Annotated in this window: 10 protein-coding genes and 1 pseudogene; all 11 read left to right on the top strand. The window is 48.7% G+C overall.

The annotated features are described in order from the left end of the window. Positions 1-216: pseudogene (locus tag L693_RS0103490) on the top strand (serine/threonine protein kinase); the annotation flags it as partial. Between the two features lie 66 nt (positions 217-282). Further along, positions 283-1,731, top strand: coding sequence for a tRNA lysidine(34) synthetase TilS (gene tilS, locus L693_RS0103485; protein ID WP_025716069.1), 1,449 nt, complete (start codon positions 283-285; stop codon positions 1,729-1,731). 47 nt (positions 1,732-1,778) lie between these two features. After that, on the top strand, positions 1,779-2,318 hold the full coding sequence (gene hpt / locus L693_RS0103480; protein ID WP_025716068.1) for a hypoxanthine phosphoribosyltransferase: 540 nt from the start codon (positions 1,779-1,781) through the stop codon (positions 2,316-2,318). A gap of 98 nt (positions 2,319-2,416) precedes the next feature. Next, positions 2,417-4,456: an ATP-dependent zinc metalloprotease FtsH gene (gene ftsH, locus L693_RS0103475; RefSeq protein WP_025716067.1), complete on the top strand. Its 2,040-nt coding sequence runs from the start codon at positions 2,417-2,419 to the stop codon at positions 4,454-4,456. Positions 4,457-4,731: 275 nt separating this feature from the next. Further along, positions 4,732-6,345 carry an L-aspartate oxidase gene (nadB, locus tag L693_RS0103470; protein ID WP_025716066.1) on the top strand — a complete coding sequence of 538 codons (1,614 nt, stop codon included), beginning with the start codon at positions 4,732-4,734 and terminating at the stop codon, positions 6,343-6,345. Then, positions 6,335-7,225, top strand: coding sequence for a carboxylating nicotinate-nucleotide diphosphorylase (gene nadC, locus L693_RS0103465; RefSeq protein ID WP_025716065.1), 891 nt, complete (start codon positions 6,335-6,337; stop codon positions 7,223-7,225). Before nadB ends, nadC begins: the two co-directional genes overlap by 11 nt. A gap of 6 nt (positions 7,226-7,231) precedes the next feature. Continuing rightward, positions 7,232-7,999: a type III pantothenate kinase gene (locus L693_RS0103460; RefSeq protein ID WP_025716064.1), complete on the top strand. Its 768-nt coding sequence runs from the start codon at positions 7,232-7,234 to the stop codon at positions 7,997-7,999. A 220-nt stretch (positions 8,000-8,219) separates the two neighbouring features. Continuing rightward, positions 8,220-9,104: an Hsp33 family molecular chaperone HslO gene (gene hslO, locus L693_RS0103455; protein ID WP_025716063.1), complete on the top strand. Its 885-nt coding sequence runs from the start codon at positions 8,220-8,222 to the stop codon at positions 9,102-9,104. Between the two features lie 20 nt (positions 9,105-9,124). Next, on the top strand, positions 9,125-10,069 hold the full coding sequence (locus tag L693_RS0103450; protein WP_025716062.1) for a peptidyl-prolyl cis-trans isomerase: 945 nt from the start codon (positions 9,125-9,127) through the stop codon (positions 10,067-10,069). Positions 10,070-10,294: 225 nt separating this feature from the next. After that, positions 10,295-11,233 (top strand): cysteine synthase A, encoded by a 939-nt coding sequence (gene cysK, locus L693_RS0103445; RefSeq protein ID WP_025716061.1) that lies wholly within the window; start codon positions 10,295-10,297, stop codon positions 11,231-11,233. Between the two features lie 127 nt (positions 11,234-11,360). Beyond that, on the top strand, positions 11,361-12,358 hold a 998-nt coding region (locus L693_RS0103440; protein WP_025716060.1), incomplete at its 3' end, for a chorismate-binding protein.

Raw genomic sequence — 12,358 nt, 5'->3', positions numbered from 1 at the left:
CGCAGCCGTGTATTACGCCCCTACGCCGAATGGCTGCTCGGTGCAGTGCGTGGAGAATATTCCGATACCCGTGCAGCGGCCCGATCCTGGTCGCGTCTGGCTTCAGCGCATGTCAGGCAATCGTCGGCCAAACGAGGGAATCCACGCTGGCTGGGATATGCTTTTACCGTTTCACTTTTGCTGCTGGCTGGGGCGCTCTGGATAGCGTTGCGGTAGCAGCATGACTTACATAAGATAACAGATGATCATCATTTTTACGGTCGGGAGAAGAGAGGGTCGTCAATGGGAACAACCAAACCGACCGGTGTTGTACAGGAAGTACTCGCCCTCGCGCGAGATCATTCACTGTGGAGCCCCGGAGACTGCATTGTGGTTGCTGTATCCGGTGGGCCGGATTCGGTGGCCCTTTTGCACATTTTACATGAAATATCCGTTATACATATGCCTTTGCAGCTCATCTGTGCTCACGTTCATCATGGCTTCAGGCCAGAGGAATCGGATGCGGAGGCTGAAGAGGTAAAGGGCATAGCCCGAAAGCTGAAGCTTCCGTTTGAAATGATTCGGGTGGATGTGCCCGTTTATATGAAGGAAAGCGGGAAAGGTCCACAGGAAGCAGCCCGTGAGCTGCGTTATTCCTTTTTGCATGATATGGCTGCCAAGTGGGGAGCACAGCATATTGCGATGGCCCACCATGGCGATGATCAGGCCGAAACAGTTCTCCTGCACTTGCTGCGCGGCAGCGGTCCAGCGGGTTTGGCGGGTATGCGTCTGGCGCGCACAGAAAAAAATGTGCAACTCATTCGCCCGTTGCTGCGTATGTACAAAGCTGACCTGATTGAGTTCTGCAGGTTTTATGGCCTTTCCTATGTGACGGACAGCACCAATTTAACCTCCAAATACCGTCGTAACGCCATTCGCATGGATGTGCTTCCTTTTTTGGGGCAATATAATGAGCAACTGACATCATCCCTCAACCGGCTGGCCGAAACGATGGCTGAAGAAAATGACTTTGTGGAGGCATCAACGCTGTCGGTATATGAGGAATTGGTACGCTTGGATAACGGGAGGTACATGTTTTCCATTGCTTCCTATCGCAAGCTACCCGTTGCTTTACAACGGAGGTTGATTAAACTAATATTAAATTATCTGCCTTCGGACAGTGAAAATTTAGATTTTCGTAAAATTGAGACCGTTCGACTGAAACTTCTTCAGGAACAACCGTCCACGTGGAGCTTGGACTTGGGTGGCGGTGCGGTTGGAGTCCGCGAATATGACCAAGCGGGTTTGTTTGACCGAACGCGAGGATTTATGAGCGAATGGTGTTATGGACTAGACGTATTGCCTATGTCTGGCGAGCTTGAATTGCCTGAGGCGGGTGGTGTGCTTCGGTGGCGAAGAACCTCCTATTCGGATGGACTCTATCCTGCGAATGAGGAGGAGGCATGGTTTGACGCGGATGAATTGAGTTTGCCGTTGACCATACGCTCACGATTACCTGGAGATGCCATGCATGTCATGGGATTAAACGGAAGAAAAAAGGTTAAGGATATTTTCATTGATGGAAAAATTCCTCCTTCACTTCGTTCCGTTATTCCCATCGTATGTGACCATTCTGGAGCTATTCTCTGGATTCCGGGCGTGCGGCGTTCTGTACATGCCGCAGTGCAAAAGCACACGTCTTCGGTTATATACATGTCATGGCAAAGACTGGAGAGTCCGGGGCACCGATAATCGCACAGGAACGGCTTTCATAGTATAAACTTAGGAGGTTTACACCGTTGCAGAATGATATTCAGGAAGTATTAATCAGCGAAGAAGAACTTCAGAGTAAAATTCAGGAATTGGGCGCACAGCTCAGCGTAAAATATGAAGGAAAGAATCCATTGGTGATTTGCGTGCTGAAGGGCGCGTTTATCTTTATGGCTGATTTGGTTAAATCCATTACAGTGCCGCTGGAGCTTGATTTCATGGCTGTATCAAGTTATGGAGTATCCACGAAGTCCTCGGGAGTTGTTAAAATCATTAAAGATTTGGACGCATCCGTTGAAGGACGCGACGTTCTGATTGTCGAAGATATTATCGACAGCGGCCTGACGCTGACGCATATGATTGAACTGCTTAAGAACCGTAATGCCAATTCGGTATGTGTCGTAACCTTGTTTGACAAGCCTGCACGCCGGACTGTTAATCTTCAAGCAGATTATACCGGATTTACGCTTCCGGATGCCTTTGTTGTCGGCTATGGTCTGGATTATGCCGAGCACTACCGGAACCTCCCATACATAGGGATTTTGAAGCCGGAAATCTACACCAGCTAATTCTCAGCCTCCAGTCCTAAGACTAAATAAGGCCCTTTGTTGAGAAGGACTTACAGGCTATGGTAAAATAACTTAAGTGTCTCGAGAGGAGGTAGGGGATGAATCGGTTCATCCGGAATTCTGGTTTTTATTTGATTCTTTTTTTAGTTGTGGTGGGTATCGTTCAATTTGTTAGCAACAGTAACGAAGCCTCCGATCTCCCTAGATATGACCAATTACGGCAAGAGGTTAAAGCTAATAACATCTCTAAAGTAACGGTCCAATTTGACGGTTACGCCTATCTTGTAACCGGTGCATATAAGAAGCAGCCGGCTGATGCTAAATCCATTAATTTTTCCGTGTATGTTCCGCCAACGGATCAAGCACTAAGTGAACTGGTTAATGCCAGCGAAACGAACGGGTTTGAATACGTACAGAAGAAAATGGAAGGCGAAAGCATCTGGTTGACGTTTTTGACTTCTATTATTCCTTTGGTGATCATGTTCCTGCTGTTCTTCTTCCTGTTTAATCAGGCACAGGGCGGCGGCGGTAAAGTTATGAACTTTGGTAAGAGCAAAGCCCGTCTTTATAACGAAGAGAAGAAGAAGGTTACCTTCGAGGACGTGGCAGGGGCTGACGAAGAGAAGCAGGAGCTTGTCGAAGTCGTAGAATTCTTGAAGGACCCGCGTAAGTTCGCTGCTGTGGGCGCTCGTATTCCAAAGGGTGTACTGTTAGTGGGCCCTCCGGGAACAGGTAAGACACTCTTGGCCAGAGCCGTTGCAGGCGAGGCAGGTGTACCGTTTTTCAGCATTTCGGGTTCTGATTTTGTAGAAATGTTCGTCGGTGTCGGTGCTTCCCGTGTTCGCGACTTGTTTGAAAATGCGAAGAAGAACGCACCATGTATCATTTTCATTGATGAGATTGATGCGGTTGGACGTCAACGTGGCGCTGGATTGGGTGGCGGACACGATGAACGTGAGCAAACGCTCAACCAATTGCTCGTAGAGATGGATGGATTCGGCGCAAACGAAGGTATCATTATCGTAGCCGCTACAAACCGTCCAGATATTCTCGACCCGGCATTGCTTCGTCCGGGACGTTTTGACCGTCAAATCACGGTAGACCGTCCAGATGTTAAAGGCCGCGAAGCTGTATTGCATGTACACGCACGCAACAAGCCATTGACGAAGGATGTTAAATTGGATGTAATCGCCAAACGTACAACAGGATTTACAGGCGCTGATCTGGAAAACCTGTTGAACGAAGCTGCCTTGCTGGCAGCCCGTCGTAACCGCAGAGATATTTCTATGCGAGAAGTAGATGAAGCCATCGACCGTGTCATCGTAGGTACAGAAAAACGCAGCCGCGTAATCAGTGACCGCGAGAAACGAATTGTTGCTTACCATGAAGCAGGCCATACGATTATCGGCTACTTCCTGGAAAACGCAGACATGGTTCACAAGGTAACGATTATTCCACGTGGACGTGCAGGCGGGTATGTCATCATGCTTCCGAAGGAAGATCGCATGCTGACAACCAAGCAGGAATTGCTGGATAAAATCACCGGTTTGTTGGGCGGACGTGTATCCGAGGAGCTGTTTATCGGCGAAATCGGTACGGGTGCCTACAGTGATTTCCAGCAAGCAACAAGCATCGCACGCAGCATGATTGTGGAATACGGTATGAGTGAGAAGCTCGGTCCAATGCAGTTCGGTACTTCACAAGGTCAGGTCTTCCTTGGACGGGATATCGGTCATGAGCAGAACTACAGTGATCAGATCGCTTATCAGATTGACCAAGAGATGAATCGCTTCATCACTGACTCTTATGAACGTGCTAAAGAGCTCCTGACCAAGCATTCCAAAGAGGTTCATCTGATCGCTCAAACCCTGCTGAAAGAAGAAACCTTGGAGCTTGAACAAATTAAACGTTTGATCGAGACAGGTTCTTTGGACGGCAGCACGAATGAGGGTGAAGGAACACCGGAAATCGGTGAGCCTGTGATTGATAACATTGGGGACGTTCGTGTACGTATTCAAGGCAAGGATGACGAGCCTAAGAATACAACGGATCAACCGAATGATATCCCTAACCTGCAGAAGCCAGAAGATGATAACAATTCAGGCAACTCCGGTGGCACTCCGCCGACAACAACCTGATCGTTGAATGAGTGTATATAAAAGCTCCGGGAAACCAGTAACTTTTGGTTTTCCGGAGCTTTTTAAAATATGGGAAATTGTTACTGATGTGATTTGACAGAACCGAGGAACGTTGTGTACATTTATTGTTAAATAAACGGCTATCGTGTTCTTAGTATAAACAAGCCAACAGCCGCTCAAATTGACTTAGACTTATTATCCTTTTGAACATATACCGTGAGCGCATACTGTACAACCTATGGTGTGCGCTATTCTCTGTGAAATCAGGTGAAGGCATGATTCCAAGATATCTAGTTGATTTTGATGTAGCGGAATTGACTAAATTGGAAGCCGACGTGTTAATTATCGGCTCAGGTATTGCAGGCTTATATACGGCGATTAAGGCCGCGGAGGATCGGAACGTGTTGCTGATCACCAAAAAGGCTTTGATGGAGAGCAACACACGTTATGCACAAGGCGGCATCGCAGCTGTCACATCGGACGAGGATACACCTGCTTCTCATATGCAGGATACTCTGATTGCTGGTGCAGGCTTGTGTGAACCGGAGGCAGTCAGGACGCTTGTACATGAAGGTCCAGGTGGTATACAGGAGCTAATACGTTTAGGGACGGCCTTTGACCGGGAGAATGGTGAACTTGCGCTAACACAGGAAGGTGCACACAGTCATCGGCGCATCCTGCATGCGAACGGAGATGCTACCGGATATGAGGTTGTCCGTGCGCTGTCAAAGCAGGTTGCTGCTCATCCCGCTATCGAAGTGTGGGAAGAATGTATGGTCATCGACCTGCTGACGGAGCATGGCGAATGTATCGGAGCTCTCATCCAAAGGCCGGAGGGCGAAAGATTGTACGTAACTGCCAACGCAACGATTTTATGCTCGGGAGGAAGCGGGCAGTTATTCCGTTATACAACCAACCCGGATATTGCAACCGGTGATGGTATCGCTATGGCATATCGTGCAGGAGCGATTGTGCGGGATATGGAGTTCGTACAATTTCATCCGACGGCGTTATGCTATCCGGGTGCTCCGAGGTTTCTGATTTCCGAAGCCGTACGGGGAGAAGGTGCTGTGCTGCGCAATATCCATGGAGAACGGTTCATGGAGCAGTATGATTCCCGGCAAGAGCTTGCGCCTAGAGATATCGTAGCCCGTGCTATCGTTCATGAAATGGAACGTACCCAAGCTGCATTTGTATACCTAGATATTACACATGAACCGCCTGAGCGGATTAAGCAACGTTTTCCAACAATTTATCGGACGTGCCTGTCTTATGGCCTGGATATGACCACAGACTGGATTCCGATTGCGCCTGCTGCGCATTATATGATGGGTGGCATTCAGACCAATTTGTATGGGGAAAGCTCTATTGCTCGTTTGTACGCCTGTGGGGAGGTTTCTTCCACAGGGGTTCACGGAGCTAATCGTTTGGCGAGTAATTCGTTATCTGAAGCTATCGTATTCGGCAGCAGAATTATTGAACGGCTGCATTCTTTGCCACCGCTTGCCGGTCATACGTTATTAGCTTACAGCGATAACCGTGCAGAGCTCCTGGCTTCATCTGTCGTAGAGAAGCGGCACAAGCTGCAAGAAACAATGGTTCGTTATGCTGGAGTGCGTCGGCACGGGGAAGGGCTGCAAGTGGCATTAGATGAGCTGCACGCACAACTGCCCGTTTTTAAGGCTGTAATCGCCAGCCGGGAAGAGATCGAATTTGCCAATTTGCTCACTTGTGCTTTGTTAGTCGCAGACGGTGCCTTGCTGCGCGAGGAGAGCCGAGGAGCGCATTATCGCGAGGATTTCCCTAAGACAGATGATAGCATATGGCAGAAGCATGTTCAGCAGCGACGCGAGCAAGGCATAACGGAGGAGGGTGTTCATGACATCTAACAGCGAGCATTATGGAGAGTTTAGCGGATATCAGGAAGAGTTGTTGGCACAGATTCGCAGCTGGCTGCGTGAGGATACGGGTTCCGGCGATGTAACCACACGCTGGACGATTGAGCCGGGTCACCAGTCAAAGGCTGTAATACATGCCAAGGAGCCTGGCATTGTTGCGGGTTTACCTGTGGCTGAACTTGTATTTCAGGTAGTCGATCCTTCCTTGTCATTCACTCCATTGGTGACCGATGGACAGGCGATCAAAAAGGGGAGCATTCTGGCAGAAGTGAATGGGAGTACCCATGCAATTTTGACCGGAGAGCGACTGGCACTCAATTTGCTTCAACGGATGTCCGGCATTGCAACGCGGACTCAATCTTTTGTAGATCAATTGCACGGGCTTGCCACCCGCTTGGTGGACACACGCAAAACAACACCAGGACATCGACTGCTGGAGAAATACGCTGTTCGTGTGGGCGGCGGTTCCAATCATCGCTTTGGCCTGTACGACGCTGTTATGATTAAGGATAATCATATTAAGGGCGCAGGCGGGATTGCACAGGCAGTAAGTCGAGCACGTGCTCATATACCGCACACCATGACCATTGAGGTTGAGACAGAGAACATGAAGCAAGTTCAGGAAGCTCTGGATGCCGGGGCGGATATTATTATGCTGGATAACATGTCCGTTCAGGATATGAAGGAGGCAGTTCGTTTCATTCGTGAACGGGCTCCACATGTCAAAACGGAAGCCTCAGGCAATGTATCGCTGGATACCGTACGTGCGATGGCTGAGAGCGGTGTAGATGTGATTTCTGTAGGCAGGCTGACATATTCCTTTCATAACCTGGATATCAGCCTTGACCTTAACGCGAAGAAAGTTAGGTGACACCCATTGATTCTTGTAGTGGATGTAGGGAATACCAATATTGTTCTGGGGATGTACGAGGGGACCGAACTGCTGCATCATTACCGGATTAGTACCTCCAGACAGGCAACCGCAGATGAATACGGCGTACTTATACATAATCTTTTTAGTATGGGTGGCGTGTTAAAGGATGATATTCAAGGGGTTATTATTTCCTCTGTTGTTCCGCCGTTGGTTCGTGTATTGGAGGACATGTGTGATAAATACATAGGCAGAACACCGTTAATCGTCGGACCGGGAATCAAGACCGGTCTTAACCTGCGTTATGAAAATCCGCGTGAAGTAGGGGCAGACCGGATCGTGAATGCAGTTGCTGCGGTCGAGCGGTTCGGCGGGCCACTGGTTGTGGTGGATTTTGGAACAGCAACGACGTTTGATTGTATTGATGACAAGGGAAACTACTTGGGCGGAGTGATTGTGCCGGGTATTGGAATTTCGACGGAGGCATTGTATCAACGGGCTTCCAAGCTGCCCCGCATCGAGCTGGAGAAGCCCAAGAAGGTTATTGGTCGTAATACGATTCATGCTATGCAAGCCGGGATTATTTTCGGTTACGCGGGCCAAGTGGATGGTATTGTGAAGCGCATAAAGGAAGAAATGCAGGCAGAGCCTACGGTTATTGCTACCGGAGGACTTGCTGAGCTCATCGCATCTGAGACACAGAGCATTCAGAAGGTATTGCCGATGCTGACGCTCGAAGGCTTGCGCATCATTTACCAACGCAACGCTGAATAAAAAAGTGGATATAGAGCTGCCGCTGAGGCCAGCCGATGATCTTATCGGTTTGGATTAGCGGCGTTTTTCGTCTATACTGAAATATGTTACGTTTTTGAACGATTCGCGTGATCTGTCAATACAGGTTGTTTATATAGCAGGAAATCATGCTTTAATTAGCGCAAACACGAACAAAAAAATAAGCAGCGCAGCTGCCTTGGAGCATAGGGAGGATATCAATATGGAAAAGAAACAGGATCGGCTTATTCGTGGAACAGCCATGGATGGAAGGGTTAGAGCTTTTGCTGTTCGTACAACACAGTTGGTGGAGGAATTGCGGAGAAGACATGATACTTATCCTACCGCTACCGCTGCTTTGGGACGTACGCTCACAGCGGGTGCCATTATGGGCTCTATGCTAAAAGGCAAAGAGCGACTGACCATCCAAGTTAAAGGTAACGGGCCGATTGGGCAAATCATCGTGGATGCCAATGCGGCAGGTGAGGTGCGAGGCTATGTTGCCGAACCGCATGTGCATTTGCCGAGCAACAGCATGGGCAAGCTGGATGTAGCAGGTGCCGTAGGTACAGAAGGCTTTATTCATATCATCAAGGATTTGGGATTAAAAGAGCCTTATCGCGGTAGTATTCCGATTATTTCCGGTGAATTGGGTGAGGACTTTACCTATTATTTTGCCAAATCGGAGCAGACACCATCGGCGGTGGGCTTGGGCGTGTTGGTGGATACCGATAACTCCGTTATTGTGGCAGGCGGATTCATTATTCAGTTGCTTCCCGGCTTGAATGATGACGAAATTACAGCCATTGAAAATGCGGTCGGCTCACTTCCACCGGTTACAGCTCTGCTCGATCAAGGACTGGAGCTTGATGAAATGCTGCGCTGGATGCTGCCGGATGTTCGGGTTCTCGACGAGACGGATATTCATTTTCAATGTGAATGCACACGGGAACGTGTAGAAAAAACATTGGTCAGCTTGGGAGAAAGCGAATTGACACAATTGATTGAGGAAGAAGGACAGGCCGAAGTTGTGTGCCACTTCTGTAATGAGGCTTATCAGTTTAACAAGGACGATTTGCAAAATCTGTTAGATCAGGCCAAAGCCTAACCGGATAGGCGGTGCGAGAGATGACTACACGGGAGAAAGGATTATGGGCAGCTGTCATTATCCTGACCGTTAGCATCACCGCCTTGGGTGGTCTGATCATGCTTCGGGGGCTGGTAAAGCCGGGTGATATAAGCAAGGATGACGGCGATCATACTGTGGCGGAGATCGGTCAGGAGGGCATATCGGAGGAACAGTGGGTTGCAGAACTGAAGAAGCGATACGGAGCCAATACGCTGTTGCAAATGTTGAATCGTAAAGTCGTGCAAGTTGAAACCAAGCGCCTTGGTATTAAGGTCACCCAAGAGGATCTACAGCAGGTGCTGGAGCAGGACAGTCAAGGATATGCTTCATCTCAAGCCTATTTTGAGGAAATGCAGCAGCAGCTTGGTCTAGGTCCGGTTGATTTGCGGAATGAAGCGGAATACCGGATTGGCTTGGAGAAAATAGCCACGCAGGGTATTCAAATTCAGGAAGCGGAGATTGATGAGTATTGGAAGCAGCATCCCGAGCAATTTGCTGCGGGCAAGCAGATCAAACTGGCAGCCCTTTATGTGTCTAAAGCCGAGGAAGCAGAGGCGTTACTCGAACGGGTCAAACAAGGGGAAAGATTTGATGCACTGGTTCAAGAGCTTTCAGGTCAGCCCTTTGGGAAAAATACTAGCGGACAGCTGGGGTGGGTGGATGAGTATGATCCATTTCAACCGGAGACGATTATGAAGGCAGCGAGAGAGCTAAGCTCTGGGGATGTTGCCGGTCCCATCTCTGTTGACGATGGTTATGCCGTGATCTACGTACAGGATATCCGCCTGAAAGCTTCTCCAGACAAGCAACAGATTCGGCAGCAAATCGGTCGATCTCTTGCGCTTGCCCAGGCGGCTCCTTTGGAAGAGATTGAGAAAAGCCTGCGCGATAAGTACGGAGCGCGTATTTTATCCGATAAAGATAGGCCGTCTGCTTCTCTATGAGCATGGCAAGACGTTCTGGGATTGAGGAAGCACGGTGCTAAAGGGCGGATCAGCAGCATCGTGTTTTTATCGCTTGTATTGACATTGGAATTGAAGATTGTTATGATTAGCGTATAAAACCCACTATTTTTATCGGAAATTAAATGAGCAGCATAAAGCAAGAATGATCTACAAATATGATTTCGTTTTTTTTAATATAACATCACAGTCAGGGAGGAACTTATTATGGCTAAAGTCGTTAATAACATTACCGAACTTATTGGGGAAACTCCCCTTGTTCGCCTGAATCGGATCGTACCGGAAGATAGCGCTGAAATTTATTTGAAGCTGGAATATCAAAACCCCGGCTCCAGTGTAAAAGACCGTATTGCCATTAGTATGGTAGAGGAAGCTGAACGTGAAGGGCTGCTTAAACCAGGTGGTACAATTATTGAAGCGACTAGCGGTAATACAGGAATCGGTTTAGCTATGGTTGCTGCTGCGAAGGGCTATAAGGCAGTAATCGTTATGCCAGAAACGATGAGTATAGAACGCCGTAACCTGCTGCGTGCTTACGGAGCTGATCTTGTGTTGACACCTGGATCGGAAGGTATGAACGGTTCTGTTAAGAAAATGGAAGAGCTGCTGAGTGAAAATCCGGATTATTTTGCTGCAGAGCAGTTCAAAAATAAAGCTAATATCAAAATTCATCGTGAAACGACGGGTCCTGAGATTGTTGAAGCGATTCGCTCCATCGGCGGATCTCTGGATGCTTTTGTAGCAGGCGTGGGTACGGGCGGAACTATCTCTGGCGCCGGAGAAGTGCTCAAGAAGGAATTCCCGGAAATTAAAATTGTCGCTGTAGAGCCGGCTTCTTCTCCATTATTAGCTGGCGGTAAGCCAGGGCCTCACAAAATTCAGGGACTGGGTGCCAACTTTATTCCTGAAATTTTGAACCGTGACATCTATGATGAGATTATTCATGTAGAAAACGATGAAGCTTTTGAGGTAGCGCGTAAAGTAGCCAAGGAAGAAGGTATTTTGTCGGGTATTTCCTCTGGTGCGGCTGTTCACGCGGCTTTGAAGCTGGCTAAGCAATTGGGCAAGGGTAAACGAATTGTTGTCATTATTCCAAGTAATGGCGAACGTTATCTGAGTACACCACTATACAATTTCGAGCTGTAATTACGCCGCATTTGTGTATACTATATGTAAGTAATCCCTCATTTCCCTGTTGTCAGGGGGTGGGGGTTTCTTTTTAAGGAGAGAATACAGACTTTTCGCTAAGGAATGGAAGGGGAAGCGCACACAGATGAAATCGACAGCTAGAGTGACGGCCGCACAGTGGCAGGTTTGGCAGGAGGAGGGTTGGAGTATACTTCCTTATATTGCTGAGTATCAGTTACCCGTGGGAGGGTTACCGTTATCATGGCGCAAGGCGTGGGAGGATTCATCGCCATATGCCTTTTTGCTGGAGAGCGGTAAAGGCGGGAGATACACCTATTTGGGCTTAAATCCGGTTGCCTTATTGGAGGGCAAGGGAGAACATGCAGTTTGGACGGATCTACAAAATGGGGAGCATGGTGATATATATGGTCAACCTTTGACCATTATGAACGACTGGATTGCCCCCTACCGTGCGCCGCGTGTACCTGGCCTGCCTTTTTTCACTGGAGGATTTGCGGGTTATCTGGGCTACGATGTAGCTCGCTCGCTGGAGCGTTTGCCCATTCAGGCTGCAGATGATACAGACATACCTGATTATGTATGGATGCGAGTAAATGAGCTGTGGATTTATGATCACGAAAAATCGTGCATATATTGCGCTGTTCATGCTGCGCTGGCTGAGCCCAAAAACATACTTTCCGAGCTTTATGCGGAAGCTGCCCGGCGGGCAGAACGGATGTTGATTCAGTGGAAGAAAATCATGGATGGCGGAGAGACTGATCCAGCGTATCCTCGGCGCTGTACAAGGCTTGCCGAAGCCGAGTCGTTGACTGTTCATCATGAATCTGAAGGTTGGGAAGCAGCATTCGACCAGACCGATTTTGAGCATGCTGTGAAACGTGTACAAGAATATATCGCACAGGGTGACGTATTTCAGGTAAACCTGTCGATTCGCCAGCAACGTACGCTTGCAGCCCGCCCAGAGGATATATATGAATGGCTGCGTCTGCTGAACCCTTCCCCTTATATGGGGATGCTGCGTATGCCGGATTTACAGATCGTCAGTGGCTCGCCGGAGCTGCTGGTGAAGCTGGAGGATGGACGTGTCAGCGCACGACCTATTGCAGGCACGAGAAGAAGGGG

The sequence above is a fragment of the Paenibacillus sp. 1-18 genome (genome assembly GCF_000520755.1).
Lineage (GTDB): Bacteria > Bacillota > Bacilli > Paenibacillales > Paenibacillaceae > Paenibacillus > Paenibacillus brasilensis.
The sequence above is the reverse complement of the archived record's forward strand: the minus strand, read 5'-3'. Positions and strand labels throughout refer to the sequence as shown.